Source organism: Variovorax sp. OV084, from assembly GCF_900111625.1.
In the GTDB taxonomy this organism is placed as follows: Bacteria; Pseudomonadota; Gammaproteobacteria; order Burkholderiales; family Burkholderiaceae_C; genus Variovorax.
The window spans coordinates 433,481-452,493 of record NZ_FOII01000002.1; the positions used below are offsets into that span (position 1 = coordinate 433,481).

Here is a 19,013-nt window from a genome sequence, read left to right on the forward strand (position 1 = left end):
ACTTTGGCTCGCCCCCAAGCTACGCGCACTTCGTGTCGCTTCGCCTTCCCCCTACCGGGGGCGACACCGGTGGCCCGGCGAAGCCGGTTCCACGGTGTCCCTGGAATGGGCCCCTTCCCCCTTCCCCCTTTATCTTGGCTCGGTCTGCTCGCGCAGCCCCGTATGCACCGTCGGGTGCGCAAGCCGCACCCGCAGTTCGCGCTTGAGACGTGTGTTGTCCAGCCGGCGCGATTCCCCCATGAAACTCAGCAGTTGCAGCGGCAGTTGCCGCTCGGCCTCGCCACGGGCCACTCGCGGCGGGCGGGGCATGCCGTACATGTCGGCGGCCAGGTCTACGTAGTCGCCCATGCGCAGTTCGGTGTCGTCCGAGGCATGCACGATGCGCTGTGGCTTGCCTCGAAACAACGCGGCGATACAGGCGCGCGCAAGGTCGTCTGCGTGGATGTGGCTGGTGTAGACGTCGTCTTCATGCCTCAGCACGGGCGTGCCGCGCTGCAGGCGGCCGCGCGGGGTGCCGTTTTCGCGGTCGGGGGCGTAGATGCCCGGAATGCGCAGGATGCTGGCGCGCACGCCCGCGCTGCGGCCCAGCCAGCGCACGGCTCGTTCGGCGTCCACGCGGCGGTGGGAGCGTGGGGTGTCGGGGCGCACGATGCGGGTTTCGTTCACGCGGGCGCCGCCGCAGTCGCCGTATACGCCGCTGGTCGAGCCGTAGACGAAGGCGGAAGGCACCGACCGCAGCCGCAGTGCCCGCGCCAGTGCAGTAGTGCGCTGGTCGCGCCACCAGGCGGCGCCACCGTCACGGGCGGGCGGTGCCAGGTGCAGCACCCGCGTTGCGATGCCCGCCAGGCGGCGCAGGGTTGCTGCGTCGTCCAGATTGCCCACCAGCGGGCGGATGCCGGCCGTGCGCAGGGCGCCCACGCGGTCGGCCGACGAAGTAAGCGCCACCAGTTGCATGCGGCCGCGCAGGTCGCGCGCCACGCGCTGGCCGACGTCGCCGCACCCGACGATCAGCAGGCGTTCGCGCCGGAAACGCGCTGGCAGAGCGCCGGAGGGGCTATTGATTGAAGGCAAAATCCTGTTCCTGTCCCAATTCAGTTGCTCACCGGGTCTTACGCACGGCCCGGGCAGAGTTCACCCTCGAAGAATACCGATGACTGCTACAGCGCCGCATGAAGCGGGCTTTTCCATCCACGTCGAACCCAGCGGACGCCATTTCGTGGTCCACGGCGACGAAACCATCCTGGCGGCCGGCATTCGCCAGGGCATCGGCCTTCCCTATGGCTGCAAGGACGGCGCCTGTGGCTCGTGCAAGTGCAAGAAGCTCTCGGGCGAGGTCACCCTCGGCCCGCACCAGAGCAAGGCCCTGAGCGCCGAGGAACAGCTCGCCGGTTACGTGCTGACCTGCTGCGCGCACGCCAGGAGCGACGTGGTGCTCGAATCGCGCCAGGTCACGGAGGCCGGAGCGCTGCCGATCCGCAAGATGCCGGTGCGGGTGCTGGCCCTCACGCGCCAGTCGCACGACGTGATGATGGTGCGCCTGCAGCTGCCGGCCGGCGAGCCGCTGCAGTTCTACGCTGGCCAGTATGTGGAGTTCATCCTGCGCGACGGCGCGCGCCGCAGCTACTCGATGGCCAATGCGCCGCACATGCTGGGCGAGCCCGGCACGGGCATCGAACTGCATCTGCGGCACCTGCCCGGCGGCAAGTTCACCGACCATGTGTTCGGCACGATGAAGGAAAAGGAAATCCTGCGCATCGAAGGCCCCTTCGGCAGCTTCTTCCTGCGCGAGGACTCCGCCAAGCCGATGATCCTGCTGGCCTCGGGCACGGGCTTCGCGCCGATCAAGGCGCTGCTGGAGCACATGCAGTTCAAGGCCATCGATCGGCCCGCCACGCTCTACTGGGGCGGCCGCCGGCCGGAAGACCTGTACATGGACGCCTGGGTACGCGAGCAGATGACGCAGATGCCGAACCTGCGCTACGTGCCCGTCATCTCCAACGCCACGCCCGAAGACAACTGGACCGGCCGCACCGGCTTCGTTCACCAGGCCGTGCTCGAAGACTTCGCCGACCTGTCGGGCCACCAGGTCTATGCCTGCGGCGCACCCATCGTGGTCGACTCGGCCAAGCGCGACTACGTGGCGCTGGCGGGCCTGCCCGAGGAAGAATTTTTTGCCGACGCGTTCACTACAGAGGCTGATAAAGCCCTTCCCTGAGACAAAACCAAAAAGAGAATCCCAAGAAAAAATGAAAACGAGACACTTCCTCCTCACCCTGATCGCAAGCACCACCGCCCTGCTGGGTGCCGGCCACGCCATGGCGCAGCAACAGCGCCCCATCCGCCTCGTCGTTCCCTACGCCGCAGGCGGCCCGATCGACAACACGGCACGCATCCTGGCCGAACGCGTCAAGGACACGCTGGGCCCGGTCATCATCGACAACAAGCCCGGCGCGGGCGGCAACATCGGCGCCGACATCGTGGCAAAGGCGCCCGCCGACGGCCTGACGATCGGCATCGCGGCCACCGCCACCAACGCGGTGAATCCGTGGCTCTACAACAAGATTCCGTTCAACGCCGCTACCGACTTCGCACCAATCACGCAGATGGTCCGCGTGCCCAACGTGCTGGTGATGAACGCCGACACGGCCAAGCGCCTGAACATCAACAGCGTGGCCGACCTGATCCGCTATGCCAAGGCCAACCCGGCCAAGCTCAACTACGGCAGCGGCGGCAACGGCAGCGCGGGGCACCTGGCGGGCGAGCTGTTCAAGAAAGAGGCGGGCATCTTCGCGCTGCACATTCCGTACAACGGCGGCAGCCCGGCGCAGCTGGCGCTGATCTCGGGGCAGGTCGATTTCAACTTCGACAACCTCGCCACCGCCGCGCCGAACATCCGCTCGGGCAAGCTGAAGGCGATTGCGGTGACGACGCTGCAGCGCAGCGCCTCGCTGCCCGACGTGCCGCCCATCGCCGACACGCTCAAGGGCTTCTCGATCGACACCTGGTGGGGCCTGGTCGCGCCAGCGGGTACGCCGCACGACGTGGTCGTGAAGCTCAATCAGGCCTTCGTGGCAGCCTTGAACGCACCGGAAACGAAGACGCGCTTCGCCGGACTGCTGGCGGAGCCGGTGGCCGGCTCGCCGGAGCAGTTCGGCGCTTTCATGAAGAGCGAACTCTCCAAGTACGAAGCGGTGGTCAAGGCCACCGGCGCGAAAGTGGACTAACCCCCAGGCTGCGCGCACTTCGTGTCGCTTCGCCCTCCCCCCTTGCAGGGGGCAATACCGGCGGCCCGGCAAAGCCGGTTCCGCGGTATTTCTTGAAGAGACCGGGACTACTCGCCCAAGTAAGCGGCCCGCACGCGCGGGTCGCTCAGCAGTTCCTTGGCATCGCCGTTCATCGTGATGAGGCCGGACTCCATCACGTAGCCACGGTCGGCCAACTGCAGTGCGCGGTTGGCGTTCTGCTCCACCAGCAGGATCGTGACGCCCTGCGAGGCCACGGTCTGCACCACCTCGAAGATCTTGTCGCACATGATCGGCGACAGGCCCATGGTGGGTTCGTCCAGCAGCAGCACCTTGGGGCGCGCCATCAGCGCGCGGCCCATGGCCAGCATCTGCTGTTCGCCGCCCGACATGGTGCCGGCCAGCTGGTCCTTGCGCTCGCGCAGGCGCGGGAAAGTGACGAACACGCGCTCCATGTCGCTCGCGATGGCGGCCTTGTCCTTGCGGATGTAGGCGCCGATCTGCAGGTTCTCGGTAATGGTCATGCGCGTGAACACGCCACGGCCTTCGGGCACCATCACGAGGCCCTCTTCCACCAGGTCCCACGCGCCGCGGCCCTTGATGCTGCGGCCCAGGAACTCGATGTTGCCGGCCCCGGCCGGCAGCGTGCCAGTGATGGCCTTCATGGTGGTGGTCTTGCCGGCGCCGTTGGAGCCGATCAGCGACACCAGTTCGCCTTCGCGCACCTCGAAGTCCACGCCCTTGACGGCCTGGATGCCGCCGTAGCCGACCTTCAGGCCGGAGACCTTCAGCAGCGTCTTGCCGGTGGCCTTGGCTTGTGCGGCATTGGCCCGGGTTGCTTCTTCAGCGCTTGTCATGGTTGCGGTGCTCATTTCAGTGGCCTCCCGTGCCGAGGTAGGCCTCAATCACTTTTTCATTCTTCTGCACGTCGGCGGGCGTACCTTCGGCAATCTGCTTGCCGTAGTCCAGCACGGTGACGCGGTCGCACAGGCCCATGATGAGCTTGACGTCGTGTTCGATGATCAGGATGGTGCGGTCGTCCTTGCGGATGCGGTCGATCAGTTCGCGCAGCAGCACCTTCTCGGTGGAGTTCATGCCGGCGGCGGGCTCGTCGAGCGCGATGAGCTGCGGGTCGGTGGCCAGTGCGCGTGCAATTTCGAGACGGCGCTGGTCGCCGTACGACAGCGTGCGCGCCTTGTAGTCGGCGAACTTGCCGATGCCCACGTAGTCGAGCAGTTCCTGTGCGCGCTTCGCAATGGCCTTCTCTTCAGCCTTGAAGCTGCCCGTGCGCAGCATGGCGCCGAAGATGCCCGACTGCGTGCGGATGTGGCGCCCGACCATCACATTCTCCAGCGCCGTCATTTCGGCGAAGAGGCGGATGTTCTGGAAGGTGCGTGCAATGCCGGCCTTGGCCACTTCATGCACGGCCGTCGGCTGGTAGGGCTTGCCTGCGAGTTCGAAGGTGCCGCTGTCGGGCGTGTACAGCCCGGTGATCACGTTGAAGAAGGTGGTCTTGCCAGCGCCGTTGGGGCCGATCAGGCCGTAGACCTGGCCGCGCTTGATGGTGATGCCCACGTCGGACAGGGCTTGCAGCCCACCGAAGCGCTTGGAAATTCCACGAACGTCGAGGATGGTGTCTGTCGTCATGTTGATTTTTCCTTCGGCGTTCAGGGATTGATCGACATGGGACGCGAAGCCGCACCCGGCACTTCGTCGGCAGGCGTATCGATGCCCGGCGCGTGCGTTTGCAGCGATCCGGGGGCCACGGCCGCATGGGTCGGGTCGACGGGCACGCCGCCCTTCTTCGTCAGCGTCTTGCCGTGCTCCGGCGAGGGCCAGAGGCCGCGCGGACGCACCAGCATGATGATGATCATGGCGAGTGCAATGAAGAGCTGGCGCAGGATGGACGCGTCGAGGCGGCCACCGGTCAGCGACTGCAGCGGGCCGGCAACGTAGCGCAGCACTTCGGGCAGCGCTGCAAGCAGCACGGCACCGAGAATGACGCCGGGCAGATGGCCAATGCCGCCGAGCACGACCATGGCCACGATCATCACCGACTCCATCAGGCTGAAGGATTCGGGCGACACGAAGCCCTGGAAGGCCGCGAACATCGCGCCCGACACGCCGCCGAAGCTCGCGCCCATGCCGAATGCCAGCAGCTTCATGTTGCGGGTGTTGATGCCCATCGCCTTGGCGGCGATTTCATCTTCGCGGATGGCCATCCAGGCGCGACCGATGCGCGAGACCTGCAGGCGGTGCGAAATGATCACGGTGGCGATCACCAGCGCAAGGAACAGGTAGTAGTACAGCGACACCGACGAGATCGAGAAGCCGTCGAACTTCCATGCCTTGCCGAGGTCCAGGCCCCAGAACTTGATGGAGTCGATGGCCGTGATGCCCTTCGGACCGTTGGTGATGTTGACTGGTTGGTCGAGGTTGTTCAGGAACACGCGGATGATTTCGCCGAAGCCCAGCGTGACGATGGCGAGGTAGTCGCCGCGCAGCTTGAGCGTGGGCGCGCCGAGCAGCACGCCGAGCACGGCGGCCACCACCAGCGCCAGCGGTATCACGATCAGCAGCGAGGTGTGCATGCCGTTCGGGAACATCTGCGCGAACCACGGGAAGGTCTCGGTCAGGTGCGACGAGCCCATGAGCGCGAAGAGGTAGGCCCCCACCGCGAAGAAGGCGACGTAGCCCAGGTCGAGCAGGCCGGCGTAGCCGACCACGATGTTCAGGCCCAGTGCCAGCAGCACGTAGAGCAGAGCGATGTCGGCGATGCGCACCCATGCGTTGCCCTGCATCTGCAGCAGCAGAGGCAGCGCGAGCACCGCGATGATGCCGATGACGTAGAGGGCGAGGTTCTTGCTGTTCTTCATGTCTCGCTCCTTACGCACGGTCCGCCACGCGTTCGCCGAGCAGGCCGGACGGACGCAGCGTGAGCATGACGATCAGCACGATGAACGCGAAGATGTCGCTGTAGTTGCTGCCCAGCACACCGCCCGTGATGGTGCCGATGTAGCCCGAGCCGATGGCCTCGATAAGGCCGAGCAGGATGCCGCCGACCACCGCGCCGGCCAGGTTGCCGATGCCGCCGAACACGGCAGCCGTGAAGGCCTTGAGGCCGGGCAGGAAGCCCATCGCGTGCTGCGCGATGCCGTAGTTGGACGCGTACATCACGCCGGCGATGGCCGCGAGCACGGCGCCGATGATGAAGGTGGCCGAGATGACCATGTCGGGGCGGATGCCCATGAGCGCGGCGACGCGCGGGTTCTCGGCGGTGGCGCGCATTGCGCGGCCGAGCTTGGTGTAGTTGACCAGCCACATGAGCACCACGAGCGAGAACGCCGTGACGCTGAGGATCATCACCTGCGTGGGCGAGATCACCGCACCGCCCACGTGGATGGGATCGGTCGACAGCAGGTTGGGATACGCCTTGTTGGTCGGCTTCCAGATGATCATTGCCAGCGTCTGCAGCAGGATCGACATGCCGATGGCGGTGATCAGCGGCGCGAGCTTGGGGCTGTTGCGCAGCGGCCGGTAGGCCACTTTCTCGATCACGAAGTTGAGGGTTGCCGCGACAACGCAGGCAATGATCAACGCGATGAGGAGGATCAGCCAGCCCGGTGTGTTGGGCATGCCGTCCTTCATGAGTCCGATGATGGTCCAGCTCGTGAGAGCCCCGACCATCAGCACTTCTCCGTGCGCAAAGTTGATCAGATTGATGATGCCGTACACCATGGTGTAGCCCAAGGCTATCAAGGCATACATGCTGCCGAGAACCAGACCGTTGATGATCTGCTGCAGCAAAATGTCCATATCGCGATTCCCTATGTGTTGCACCGTTGCGGGGTGCCATTCACCCACCAGGGCACCGGTTTGGCGCCCCTGAGCTGACAAGCAAAAAACCAGCCAACATGTGTCGCTGGCGGATTTGTGGGCGGGATTGTAAGCACGCACCAGCGCTGATTTGGTGCGCTTGGACCGGGGTTTACCCGCTCACGTCATGCTGTATGCGCGTGGGGTCATGCACGCTTTGCGCGCATGCTGCAAGACGGTATCGATGCGGGTATCGACGATCTTGTCAGCCGTTGCCTTCGGCGTTCCGGCGGCGCAGTTCGCGCAGCTTTTCCGCGATGCGGATCTCGAGTCCACGCTCTACAGGTTCGTAGAAAACCTGGCCTTCCAGCCCGTCGGGAAGGTAGCGCTCGCCGGCGGCGAAACCGCCCTCCTCGTCGTGCGCATAGCGATAACCCTTGCCGTAGTCGAGCTCCTTCATGAGCTTGGTGGGTGCATTGCGCAGGTGCATGGGCACCGGGCGTGTGCTGTCCGTCTTCACAAGGGCACGCACCGCGTTGTAGGCCTTGTAGACGGCATTCGACTTGGGCGCGATCGCGAGGTAGACCACGCATTCGGCCAGCGCCAGTTCGCCCTCGGGGGTACCCAGGCGTTCGTACACCTCGGCCGCATCGAGCGCCAGGCGCAGCGCGCGCGGATCGGCCAGGCCGATGTCTTCGCTGGCCATGCGAACCAATCGGCGCGCCATGTAGCGCGGATCGGCACCGCCGTCGAGCATGCGCACGAACCAGTAGAGCGCGGCATCGGGGTCGCTGCCGCGCACGGATTTGTGCAGCGCGCTGATGGTGTCGTAGAACTGTTCGCCGCCCTTGTCGTAACGCCGCATGCGCTCGCCGAGCACGCGCAGCAGCCACTCGTCGGTGATGTGGTCGAGCTTTTCGGCACGGGCCGCGACGGCGAGCGTTTCGAGCGTGTTGAGGAGCCGGCGCGCATCGCCGTCGGCATAGGCCACGAGGCGGTCGACCGCTGCGGCGTCGATGGCGGGCACGGCCTGGATGGCCTGCGCGCGCGCCACGATCTGCTTGAGGTCGTCTTCGCCCAGCGACTGCAGCACGTAGACGGCTGCACGCGAGAGCAAGGCCGAATTGACTTCGAACGAAGGGTTCTCGGTGGTCGCGCCGATGAAGGTGAAGAGGCCCGACTCCACGTGCGGCAGGAAGGCGTCCTGCTGGCTCTTGTTGAAGCGGTGCACCTCGTCCACGAAGATGATGGTGCGCCGCTGCTCCAGCCCGTCGCGCGCGGAGGTGGCACGGTCGACGGCTTCGCGGATGTCCTTCACGCCACCCAGCACCGCGCTGATGCTCAGGAACTGTGCGTCGAAGGCATCGGCCATGAGCCGCGCAATGGTGGTCTTGCCGGTGCCTGGCGGCCCCCAGAGGATGCAGGAATGCGGCTGGCCCGACTCAAAGGCGATGCGCAGCGGCATGCCCGGGCCGAGCAGGTGCTGCTGGCCGATCACCTCGCCCAGCGTCTTGGGACGCAGGCGCTCGGCAAGGGGTTGATGAGCAGTGTTGGCCAAGCCTGTGGCTTACTGCTTGACGACGTCCGCGCCGGCCGGCGGCTTGAAGTCGAACACGCTGGCCGGCAGCGAGGGGTTCACCTCGACCTTGCTGAACTTGAGCACCGAGCGCTGGCCGAAGCTGTCGAGGATTTCAAGCGCCGCCAGCGCATCGCCCTGGAAGCCGACCTGCACGCTCTGCAGTTGGCCGTCCTTGTTCTTCGGCGTTGCCTTGACCCACTGCAGGCCGTCGCGCTCCGGCGCGGCTTCGAGCGTGAAATCGGCCTGCAAGGCTCGCAGATCGGGCGCGGCGGCAATCAGCGCCGCGGGCGTGGAGCCCAGCGCCTGCGCCTGCGCGCGCTGCGTGACCTGGTTCAGGTCGGCGTCGTAGAGCCACAGCGTCTTGCCGTCGGCCACGATGTTCTGCGCAAAGGGCTTCTGGTAGTCGAACTTGAATTTGCCGGGGCGCTGGAATTCGAAGGTGCCGGTCGATGTCTTGGTGCGGCCCGGTTGCCCTTCGCGTGCCGGGGCGGTCACGGTCTGGGTGAAATCGGCGCGGCCGGATTTGACCGTCTTCACGAAGGTTTCAAGGCTTTCGAGCCCGCCGGCCCAAGCGTTGGCGGAACTCAGGAGGGCGATCAATAGCCAATGACGCAATTTCAATTTGGATTCCTCTGAATAGCTGTGGCACTGGGCTTCGACCCTACCCGCCGCGAATTGCGGCAGGTGTAGGCCTTGATGAAGATTTGCAATGCTGAAAGGCGTTTTTGCAAATTGCCTTTCAGCACGTAACCTGAATTACGAAAGCCCTGCGGCGAATTACTCCGCTGCGCGTGCCGGCACCAGGATTTCTCGCTGGCCGCTGCCGCTCATGGCGCTGACGAGGCCGGCCTTCTCCATGTCTTCGACAAGGCGCGCGGCGCGGTTGTAGCCGATCTTCAGGTGGCGCTGCACCAGCGAGATGCTGGCCTTGCGGTTCTTGAGCACGACCTCGACCGCCTGGTCGTACATCGGGTCTTTTTCGCCATCGCTGCCACCCAGCAGGTCGCCTTCACCATCGCCATCGACCGTCCCGCCTTCGAGCACGCCCTCGATGTAGTCGGGCTCGCCCTGGCTCTTGAGGTAGGCCACCACGCGGTGTACTTCCTCGTCGCTCACGAAGGCGCCGTGCACGCGGATCGGCAGGCCCGTGCCGCTGGGCATGTAGAGCATGTCGCCCATGCCGAGCAGCGCTTCGGCGCCCATCTGGTCGAGGATGGTGCGGCTGTCGATCTTGCTCGACACCTGGAAGGCGATGCGGGTAGGGATGTTGGCCTTGATGAGGCCGGTGATCACGTCGACGCTCGGGCGCTGCGTGGCAAGAATGAGGTGGATGCCGGCGGCTCGCGCCTTCTGCGCGAGGCGGGCGATCAGCTCTTCGATCTTCTTGCCGACCACCATCATCAAGTCGGCCAGCTCGTCGATCACGACGACGATGTGCGGCTCGCGCTTGAGCGGCTCCGGATCGTCGGGCGTGAGGCTGAAGGGGTTGTAGATGAACTCCTCGCGCGCCTTGGCTTCGTCGATCTTGGTGTTGTAGCCGGCCAGGTTGCGCACGCCGAGCTTGCTCATGAGCTTGTAGCGGCGCTCCATCTCGGCCACGCACCAGTTCAGGCCATGGGCCGCCTGTCGCATGTCGGTGACCACGGGCGCCAGCAGGTGCGGGATGCCTTCGTAGACCGACATTTCGAGCATCTTCGGGTCGATCATGAGCAGGCGAACGTCGCGTGCCTCGGCCTTGTAGAGCAGCGAAAGAATCATCGCGTTGATACCGACCGACTTGCCCGACCCGGTGGTACCGGCCACCAGCACGTGCGGCATCTTCGCGAGGTCGGCCACCACAGGGTTGCCGATGATGTCCTTGCCGAGGCCCATGGTGAGCATCGACTTGCCTTCGTTGTAGATCTGCGAGCCCAGGATTTCGCTGAGCTTGATCGACTGGCGCTTGGCGTTCGGCAGTTCGAGCGCCATGTAGTTCTTGCCCGGAATGGTTTCGACCACGCGGATCGACACCAGCGAAAGCGAACGCGCCAGGTCCTTGGCCAAGCCAAGAATCTGCGAACCCTTGACGCCGGTGGCGGGCTCGATTTCGTAGCGGGTGATCACCGGGCCGGGCGAGGCCAGTACCACGCGCACCTCGACGCCGAAGTCCTTGAGCTTCTTCTCGATCATGCGCGAGGTCATCTCGAGCGTGTCGGCCGACACCGTTTCCTGGCGCGTCTGCGCGGCATCGAGCAGGTCGACCTGAGGCAGCTTGCTGTCGGGCAGTTCCTTGAAGAGCGGCTTCTGGCGCTCCTTGACGACGCGATCGCTCCTGGGCACCTCGGTCATCGCGGGCTCGATCTGCACCGGCGGCGAAGGGGGGCGGCGCTTGGGGCGCGGCTCGATGCGGATTTCTTCTTCGTCGTCGTCGAAGGCGCCGGACGACGGTGCCAGCGAGGGCTCAGAGCGCCCCTGATCGCCACCGCGCGTGAATGCCGGTTCGTCAGCCTCGGCACGCTCGCGGGCGGCCTGCTTGCCCATGGCGATGTCGGCGGCCAGTTCGCGCTTCTCGCGACGCGACTCGAACAGCGAGTAGGCGCGCGCACCGATGCGCTCGGCGATCAGGCTCCAGGAGAAGCGGAACACCAGCGCCGAGCCGATCACGCCGCCTGCGATAGCCACCAGCGCCGAACCAGTGAAGCCCATCCAGCGCACGCTGGCCGGACCCACGAGGTAGCCCAGTGCGCCACCACCAGAGCCCGGCAGGTGGGCTTCAAGCCGGTACAGGCGCGACCATTCGAGCACGGTGCTCGCACACAGCAGCAGGATGAGGCCGAACCAGAAGGCGAGACGGCTGCGGTTGAAGCGACCGCGCGGCGCCGGTTGTTCGCCGGACGACGGTTCGCCGCCGCGCAGCCAGTTGGCCAGCGACGACAACCAGGCGCGCAACCCGGCGAATAGGCACCACCAGACGGAATAGCCTGCAACGTAGTAGCTGCCATCGGCCAGCCAGGCGCCAATGCGGCCGCCCCAGTTCTTGATTTCGCCCCCGGTGCCCGAAGTCGACCAGGCGGCATCGGAAGGCGTGAAGCTCAGCATTGCGAGCAGCCAGAACAACAGCGCTGCGAATCCTGCGATCAGCGTGATTTCGTGAGCGAAGCGCATCGCGCGCATGCGCACGGGTTGCCCCTCGGCAGCAGAAGAAGATTGAAGCGTATTGAGCGAATAGGTCATGAAAAACACGGCACCCGGCCCGGGAAATCAGGGGCCGGAGGCACGAACACTACAACAAAAGGCCGGGACCGCCGGTAACGGCGGGCCCGGCCCCGGAGGCTCAAGCCAGTGACAGGAGCCGTTCCTTGACGATCATCGATCCGTCATCCATGGTCTGCACGAAACCGCGCTCTTCGAGATCCTTCATCACGCGGCTCACCATTTCGCGCGAGGCACCGACCATCTTGGCCAAGTCCTGGCGGGAGATCTTGTCGCGCACCTTGAGATTGCCAGCGCCGTCGTCGATGGCGAATTCGAGCAGCGAGCGGGCCACGCGTCCGTAGACATCCATCAACGCCAGCGACTCGATCTTGCGGTCGGCATGGCGCAGGCGCTGCACCAGGCCGCGCATGATGTTGTAGGCCATCGAGGAGTTCTCGGGCAGGCAACGCGCGAAGGCGTCGCGGCCCAGCATGAGCACATCGCACTGGATTTCGGTGCGCACGGTGGCCGAGTGCGGCTCGTCGTCGATCAGGCTCATCTCGCCCAGGTAGTCGCCGGGATGCAGCGTGGCAAGGATGACCTCGCGCCCACGGCTGTCGGCGCTGGTGACGCGTGCGCGCCCGGTCAGGATGATGTACAGCGCATCGGACTTCTTGCCCTGCTCCACGACGACTTCTGCGCGCTTGAAGCGCTTCTTGATGATCGCGTCCGCGATGCTGGCGGACTGCGTGGCCGTCAGCGACGCGAACAAAGGAACGCGCCGAAGCAATTCGAGGTTGGACAGCATCGACATTTATCAATCCCTGAGACAGCGCACGGAGCGACCCAGAGGGCAAGCCAATGGATTACTACAATCGCGCGCATTGAAAACACCGTTCACCCGGTGTTGAACCGGGCAGTGATACTCCATATATATCGCTACCACCCTGAAAATGTACACGCTGACGCAGCGCATATCCTAGGTTTTCTACCCATGTCCGCTTCCCAACACGCCAAGGTTTTGATTCTCGGCTCCGGTCCGGCCGGCTATACCGCCGCCGTCTACGCAGCCCGCGCAAACCTTCAGCCCCTGCTCATCACTGGCATCGCCCAGGGCGGGCAATTGATGACCACGACCGAGGTCGATAACTGGCCGGCCGACGTTCATGGCGTGCAGGGCCCCGACCTGATGCAGCGCTTCCTGGAGCACGCCGAACGCTTCAAGACGCAGATCGTGTTCGACCACATCAACAAGGTCGACCTGAGCAAGCGCCCCTTCACCCTCACCGGCGACAGCGGCACCTACACCTGCGACTCGCTGATCATCGCCACGGGCGCTTCCGCGAAGTATCTGGGCCTCGATTCGGAACAAAAGTTCATGGGCCGCGGCGTCTCCGCATGCGCGACTTGCGACGGCTTCTTCTACCGCGAGCAGGAGGTCTGCGTGATCGGCGGCGGCAACACGGCCGTCGAAGAAGCACTCTATCTCGCCAACATCGCGAACAAGGTGACGCTGGTCCATCGCCGCGACAAGTTCCGCGCCGAACCCATCCTGATCGACAAGGTCAAGGAGAAGGTCGCCGAAGGCAAGATCGTGCTGAAGCTGCACAACGAACTCGACCAGGTGCTGGGCGACGACTCGGGCGTGACGGGCATCCGGATCAAGAACACGCAAACCGGCGCTACCGAGCAGATCGACCTCAAGGGCTGCTTCATCGCCATCGGACATCACCCCAACACCGACATCTTCCAGGGCCAACTGGAGATGAAGGACAACTACATCCTGACCCGCTCGGGCCTGCAGGGTTTTGCCACGATGACCAGCATTCCGGGCGTCTTTGCCGCCGGCGACGTGCAGGACAACGTATACCGCCAGGCCATCACGAGCGCTGGTACCGGCTGCATGGCGGCACTCGACGCCCAGCGCTTCCTGGAGCAGGACGGCACCCTGTAGCCAATGCGGCCCCCAAAAGGGCTATAATCCGAGGCTTTGCCGAAACAGGGCTCTCACACGAGCCGCGGCAAAGTCGGGGTACCGCCACCCGTTTCTGGCGAGGTCAAGCTGCAAAACACCCTGCAATCGCCCTGATTGCGCCGGTGCCAGCTGTTCAAGAAAGAGTGTCCTCATGGCACGCGTATGCGACGTAACGGGCAAAGGCCCGATGGTCGGAAACAACGTTTCCCACGCCAACAACAAAACCAAGCGCCGGTTCCTGCCGAACCTGCAATACCGCCGTTTCTGGGTCGAGACTGAAAACCGCTGGGTTCGCCTGCGTGTTTCGAGCGCTGCACTGCGCCTGATCGACAAGAACGGCATCGACGCCGTGCTCGCAGACCTGCGCGCACGCGGCCAAGCTTAAGGAGCTGAAACATGGCAACGAGCAAAGGCGGACGCGAAAAGATCAAGCTGGAATCCACCGCGGGTACCGGCCACTTCTACACGACCAGCAAGAACAAGAAGACGATGCCTGAAAAGATGTCGATCATGAAGTTCGACCCGAAGGCGCGCAAGCACGTCGAATACAAGGAAATCAAGCTGAAGTAATTCGGCTCCGGTTTTCCCAATAAAAACCCGCTACTAACCCAGCGGGTTTTTTGTTGCCCGTCGATTTGCAATGCAAGAACGGCGGACATAAAAAAGCCGACCCTGGGGTCGGCTTTTTCATTGAGCGCGGAACCGTCAGGCGCGGGCAGCGCGCAGGCGGGTCGAGAAGTCGCGCAGGCCGGCAATGCCGCTGGCTTCCGCCCGATGGCACCAGGCCGCCAGATCGGCCGCCAGCTGCTCGCGCGATTGCGAGGTGTTCAGCCACAGCTGACGCAGCTCTTCGCGCATCGTGACCATCTTGTCGAGCACCGGGTGGGCAGCGCGGGCCTGCACGACATGCGAGCGAGCCGAAGCAGGCACCTTGTCGTCGTCGCGGTGCAGCCAGCGCTTGGCGGCCTTGAGCACCGACAGGTCGGCACCCTTGGTCTTCAACGCATCCAGCTCCTGGCTGGTGGCACGGCGCATTTCGCGCGCATAGCCGGCCATGACTTCATAGCGGTTGGCGATGACGGCCTCGAGCGTCTTCTCGTTGGCCACGGGCTGGATGTCGCCCATCAACATCTTCGGCGGCACCTTCTTGACCTTGGCCCAGCCGAGCTTCTGGAGCGCCTGGATGTAGATCCAGCCGATGTCGAACTCGTACTTCTTGACCGAGAACTTGGCCGAAGTCGGGTAGGTGTGATGGTTGTTGTGCAGCTCTTCGCCGCCGATGATCAGGCCCCAGGGCATGATGTTGCGGCTGGCGTCGGGCGCCTCGAAGTTGCGATAGCCCCAGTAGTGACCAATGCCGTTGATGACGCCGGCAGCGGTGATGGGAATCCAGAGCATCTGCACAGCCCACACGGCCATGCCGAGCGTGCCGAACAGCGCCAGGTTGATCACCAGCATCAGGCCCACGCCTTGCCAGCTGTAGCGCGAATACAGGTTGCGCTCGATCCAGTCATCGGGCGTGCCGTGACCGTAGCGCTCCATCGTTTCCTTGTTCTTCGACTCGGCGCGATACAGCTCGGCGCCGCGCCAGAGCACTTCGTCGATGCCCTTGACCTGCGGGCTGTGCGGATCGTCCTGCGTTTCGCACTTGGCGTGGTGCTTGCGGTGAATGGCGACCCATTCCTTCGTCACCATGCCGGTGCCGAGCCACAGCCAGAAGCGGAAGAAATGCGACGGGATCGGGCCCAGATCCATGGCCCGGTGCGTTTGCGTGCGGTGCAGGAAGATCGTGACCGCGGCAATCGTGATGTGCGTGGTGACGAGCGTGTACAGCACGACTTGCCACCATGCGATGTCCCACAGGCCGTGTCCGAGCCATTGGATGGCCGCGTTCAAAACGGCGGAGTCAGGAAGCAACATTGAGTCAGGTACTCCATGGCCACACGAAGGTGCAGCCTTCAGATAACCCGCGATTTTAAAGCGGCAGGCCTAAAACAAAGCCTTTAAACCTTCAAGAAAAGCGCAGATTAACCCTAGTTTGGAGTCCCGCCCCTATTTGCGGTTCCACACCGCGGCAAAGAAACCGTCGGTCGAATGGCGGTGCGGCCACAGGCGCAGGTAGCGCTTTGCGCCCTCCCCGCCGGCGCAAAGCGCCTCGAAACCCTCGATTTTCAGGCCCTGCAGCAATTCCGCCACATCCACGGGCACGAAATCGGGATTGGCGGCGCTGAAAGCCTCCGCAATCGCCTCGTTTTCCTCCGGCAGCACGCTGCAGGTGGCGTAAACCAGACGGCCGCCCGATTTCACGAGCCGCGCCGCGCTTTGCAGGATGGCGGTCTGCTTGACCGTCAATTCCTCGACCGACTTGACCGATTGGCGCCATTTCAGGTCGGGATTGCGTCGCAGCGTGCCCAACCCCGAGCAGGGCGCATCGACCAGCACGCGGTCGATCTTGCCCGCCAGGCGCTTGATACGGTCGTCGCGCTCATGGGCAATGGCAGCCGGATGAACGTTCGAGAGCTTGCTGCGCGCCAGTCGCGGCTTGAGCGCGTCGAGCCGGTGCGCCGACGTGTCGAAGGCATACAGCCGGCCGGTGTTGCGCATCGTCGCGCCAATGGCCAGCGTCTTGCCGCCCGCGCCAGCGCAAAAATCGACCACCATCTCGCCGCGCTTGGCATCCAGCAGCAGCGCCAGCAACTGCGAGCCCTCGTCCTGCACCTCGATGGCGCCACGGACAAAGGCATCCAGCTTGGTCAGCGCCGGCTTGCCGTCGATGCGCAAGCCCCAGGGCGAGAACGGTGTCGCTTCCGATTTGATAGCAGCTTTCGCAAGCTCAGCCTTCACATCCGCGCGCTTGTCGGTCAGCGCGTTGACGCGCAGATCGAGCGGCGCAGGCTGTTGCAGGGCTTCGACCAGCGGCCAGAAACCATCGCCCAGTTGCGCCTTCAGCGGGGCCACCAGCCACTCGGGCAGGTTGTGGCGATGACGCTCCAGCAGATCGTCCGGCTTGACGGCGTCGCAGTTGTCGAGCCAGCGCTTCTCGGTGTCGTTGAGAGCGCCCTTCAAAAAGTCGCGCGGGCCGTGAAAGCCCAGGATCGCCATGCGGCGCTCCTTCGAGCCACTGCCCGAGGGCGAGAGGTGGTCGAACAGCAGCTTCTTGCGAAGCACGGTGTAGACGGTTTCGGCAAGCGTCGCGCGCTCGCGCGGACCGAACTCGCGGTGGTCGCGGAAGAACCGCGAAACGACCTGGTCGGCCGGGTGATCGAATTTCAGGACAAGGCCGACCAGATCGGCGGTGGCCTCCAACAGGGCTTTGGGGTGCATCCCCCGATTGTCTCAGCCGCCGCCCTGCCTGCCCCGAAGGGCTATGCGCCGCGCGTCCAGACCGCCCCGAAGGCTTCCCGTTCGATGTCTTCCAGCTTGGGCGAATGACCGGCCCACAGCACCAGCGCAGCGCCTGGCAGCGTGAGGGTCTGCTCCAGCTGACGGCACAGGTTCCAGCGGTCTTCGTCGTCGAGCCCCGGCAGTTCGACGAACACGATGTAGGCACGGCGCCACGGGAATTCGCGCAAGTTCTTGCGCACCAGCCAGGCCCGCGAGGCGGGCAGGCAACGCACGAGGTCAGCCCGCAGTTCGCCCAGCTCGTAGTCGTTGAGGTCGTGCCGCGAGATCTGGCTGAAAAACGGCGTGCCGGTGATCTCTTCCCAGGCGCGCTCCTCGGCCTCTTCTGCTTCCTTGAGGCGGCCGCGCCACAACTTCAGCGCCTCTTCATCGTGCGGGCCCGCGTCTGGATCTTCGAGCGAGGCCACGGCGCTCCTGGCCGCCCACCACCGGCTGGCCGCGCCGGAGCCATGCAAGCGCTCGAGCACGGCAAGGCGCGCCTCGCGATCGCTCGCGGGCAGCATCTGGGCCAGTCCCCGCAGCGCGCCGGGATGCTCCGGCGCGATCTGCAGGGCGCTCTCGTAGCGCAAGCGCACAGGAGCTGCCGGGTCAAGCCGCCGCTCGGAATCGGCCCATTCGACCATCTCGTCCGGCGTGTTGCGCTCGCCTCGCGCGGCCAGCACCGCGATGCGCTCGCGGATGCGCGCCCGGTGCGCGTGGTGCTGCTTCCAGTCGGCGGCATGGGCGCGGCGCCACTGGCTGTCGAAATACTCGATCCACTTCTTGCGGTCGGCCAGCAATTCGAGCGCCGGACGCATCGACCACTCGGGCATGGCCGCCTTCTGGCCGAGCGCCTCCAGGCGGTCCCGCAAGACCGGGTGGGTGTCCTCCAGGTCGCTGACGCGGCGCATCGCCTCGCGCAATGCCTGGCGCGCGAAGTCGTCGCCGGGCGGCGTGCGCACGCGCTTGCGCAGGGCCGCGAACGGGCCCGGCGGCTGCGGCTCGTGCTCGGCGCGGGCCCAGTGCCACGGCCAGAATTCGTTGGCGTACCAATTGCCCTTGATCGCGATCTCGGTCAGCGCGGCCGCCGCCACGGAACTGCCCAGCAGCCGGCCCGAGATGCGGTCGGCCTCGTACTCGTCCTGGCGGGCCAGCGCGAAAGTCTTGGCCGCAAAGCGCGGGAAGTACCAGCGGAAGAAGGCCTGCGAGAACAGCGCCATCACGCCTTCGTTGCGCTGCAGGTTGGCGTCGAGCTTGAGCCACGACAGCCGGGTGCGGTAGATCCACGCGCTCAGCTTGCCGTGGTTGCCGCGGAGGTGGCCGTACTCGTGCGCCAGCACCGACAGAAGCCGCCGCCGGTCGAGCATCATCAAGAGCGGCAGGCCGATGCTCAGCGAGTTGACCGCGCCGCCGAACAACCCGAAGCGCGGCACCTGCCGGATGCTGGCGTTGAATTCGTCGTCGAGATAGACGTGGTGGACCGGCGGCCCCTTGATCTTGCTGCGAATGCGGTCCAGCGCCTCGAAGAGTGCCGGCGCGTCTTCCCGATGGAGCTCGATGCCCTCAGGCTCGTCGAAGCGCACCCAGAGCGCTCGCAACGTGGCCCAAAGCAGGCCCGCGGCGAACAGCAGCAGCCAGCCCCGTGTGAAGTTGAATCGCACCTCCCCGATCGAGGAGAGCACCCAGACGATGAGGCCCACCGAGAGCCCGAGGCAGCCCAGCACCCACAGGTAGCCGAGCGCGGCAAAGGCCGCGACGCTGCGTCGATAGCGCGCACTGTCGTCCGCACTGGCATGCTCGCTCAGTCGAACCAGGTGAACAAAATCAGCGCGATCCATCCGACTCC

17 protein-coding genes are annotated in these 19,013 nt (G+C 65.1%); 5 read left to right on the forward strand and 12 right to left on the reverse strand.

Annotation, left to right across the window (positions count from 1 at the left end; genetic code table 11):
* Positions 1–129: 129 nt before the first annotated feature.
* On the reverse strand, positions 130–1,071 hold the full coding sequence (locus tag BMW87_RS08350; RefSeq protein WP_093075742.1) for an NAD-dependent epimerase/dehydratase family protein: 942 nt from the start codon (positions 1,069–1,071) through the stop codon (positions 130–132).
* Positions 1,072–1,150: 79 nt separating this feature from the next.
* On the opposite strand from BMW87_RS08350, the gene BMW87_RS08355 reads away from it, so the two are divergent.
* Together BMW87_RS08355 and BMW87_RS08360 are read left to right on the forward strand one after the other, a co-directional pair.
* Positions 1,151–2,215: a CDP-6-deoxy-delta-3,4-glucoseen reductase gene (locus tag BMW87_RS08355; protein WP_093075744.1), complete on the forward strand. Its 1,065-nt coding sequence runs from the start codon at positions 1,151–1,153 to the stop codon at positions 2,213–2,215.
* Positions 2,216–2,246: 31 nt separating this feature from the next.
* Positions 2,247–3,224, forward strand: coding sequence for a Bug family tripartite tricarboxylate transporter substrate binding protein (locus tag BMW87_RS08360; RefSeq protein WP_093048997.1), 978 nt, complete (start codon positions 2,247–2,249; stop codon positions 3,222–3,224).
* A gap of 107 nt (positions 3,225–3,331) precedes the next feature.
* Here BMW87_RS08360 and BMW87_RS08365 read toward each other — a convergent pair whose 3' ends face one another.
* From BMW87_RS08365 to BMW87_RS08400, 8 genes are all read right to left on the reverse strand, one after another.
* Positions 3,332–4,099, reverse strand: a complete 768-nt coding sequence (locus BMW87_RS08365; RefSeq protein ID WP_093050343.1) for an ABC transporter ATP-binding protein — start codon at positions 4,097–4,099, stop codon at positions 3,332–3,334.
* 16 nt (positions 4,100–4,115) lie between these two features.
* Complete coding sequence (locus tag BMW87_RS08370) at positions 4,116–4,889, reverse strand: ABC transporter ATP-binding protein (protein WP_093048994.1); 774 nt, start codon at positions 4,887–4,889, stop codon at positions 4,116–4,118.
* Positions 4,890–4,909: 20 nt separating this feature from the next.
* Positions 4,910–6,118 (reverse strand): branched-chain amino acid ABC transporter permease, encoded by a 1,209-nt coding sequence (locus BMW87_RS08375; RefSeq protein ID WP_093075745.1) that lies wholly within the window; start codon positions 6,116–6,118, stop codon positions 4,910–4,912.
* A gap of 10 nt (positions 6,119–6,128) precedes the next feature.
* Positions 6,129–7,058 carry a branched-chain amino acid ABC transporter permease gene (locus tag BMW87_RS08380; RefSeq protein WP_093048988.1) on the reverse strand — a complete coding sequence of 310 codons (930 nt, stop codon included), beginning with the start codon at positions 7,056–7,058 and terminating at the stop codon, positions 6,129–6,131.
* A gap of 265 nt (positions 7,059–7,323) precedes the next feature.
* Positions 7,324–8,616 (reverse strand): replication-associated recombination protein A, encoded by a 1,293-nt coding sequence (locus BMW87_RS08385; protein WP_093075747.1) that lies wholly within the window; start codon positions 8,614–8,616, stop codon positions 7,324–7,326.
* Positions 8,617–8,625: 9 nt separating this feature from the next.
* Positions 8,626–9,258, reverse strand: coding sequence for an outer membrane lipoprotein periplasmic chaperone LolA (gene lolA / locus BMW87_RS08390; RefSeq protein WP_093048981.1), 633 nt, complete (start codon positions 9,256–9,258; stop codon positions 8,626–8,628).
* Between the two features lie 156 nt (positions 9,259–9,414).
* A complete protein-coding gene (locus BMW87_RS08395) occupies positions 9,415–11,850 on the reverse strand; it encodes a DNA translocase FtsK (protein ID WP_093048978.1) in 2,436 nt (811 codons plus the stop codon).
* Positions 11,851–11,950: 100 nt separating this feature from the next.
* Entirely contained in the window at positions 11,951–12,625 is a 675-nt protein-coding gene (locus tag BMW87_RS08400; RefSeq protein ID WP_093048975.1) for a Crp/Fnr family transcriptional regulator, read from the reverse strand.
* Positions 12,626–12,805: 180 nt separating this feature from the next.
* Between BMW87_RS08400 and trxB the strand changes: the two genes are divergently transcribed.
* The 3 genes from trxB to rpmG all read left to right on the forward strand — a co-directional run bounded on the left by trxB (position 12,806) and on the right by rpmG (position 14,356).
* Positions 12,806–13,765 carry a thioredoxin-disulfide reductase gene (gene trxB, locus BMW87_RS08405; protein ID WP_093075748.1) on the forward strand — a complete coding sequence of 320 codons (960 nt, stop codon included), beginning with the start codon at positions 12,806–12,808 and terminating at the stop codon, positions 13,763–13,765.
* Between the two features lie 172 nt (positions 13,766–13,937).
* Positions 13,938–14,171 (forward strand): 50S ribosomal protein L28, encoded by a 234-nt coding sequence (gene rpmB / locus BMW87_RS08410; RefSeq protein ID WP_007830293.1) that lies wholly within the window; start codon positions 13,938–13,940, stop codon positions 14,169–14,171.
* Positions 14,172–14,182: 11 nt separating this feature from the next.
* Positions 14,183–14,356, forward strand: a complete 174-nt coding sequence (gene rpmG / locus BMW87_RS08415) for a 50S ribosomal protein L33 (RefSeq protein ID WP_007830291.1) — start codon at positions 14,183–14,185, stop codon at positions 14,354–14,356.
* A gap of 135 nt (positions 14,357–14,491) precedes the next feature.
* On the opposite strand, the gene BMW87_RS08420 is transcribed toward rpmG, so the two are convergent.
* From BMW87_RS08420 to BMW87_RS08430, 3 genes are all read right to left on the reverse strand, one after another.
* Positions 14,492–15,706, reverse strand: a complete 1,215-nt coding sequence (locus BMW87_RS08420; protein WP_093048969.1) for a DesA family fatty acid desaturase — start codon at positions 15,704–15,706, stop codon at positions 14,492–14,494.
* Between the two features lie 132 nt (positions 15,707–15,838).
* The gene (locus tag BMW87_RS08425) at positions 15,839–17,110 is read right to left on the reverse strand and encodes an RsmB/NOP family class I SAM-dependent RNA methyltransferase (protein WP_093048966.1); all 1,272 of its coding nucleotides are present in this window, start codon (positions 17,108–17,110) and stop codon (positions 15,839–15,841) included.
* A 41-nt stretch (positions 17,111–17,151) separates the two neighbouring features.
* Positions 17,152–19,005: a M48 family metallopeptidase gene (locus tag BMW87_RS08430; RefSeq protein ID WP_093075750.1), complete on the reverse strand. Its 1,854-nt coding sequence runs from the start codon at positions 19,003–19,005 to the stop codon at positions 17,152–17,154.
* Positions 19,006–19,013 lie beyond the last annotated feature (8 nt).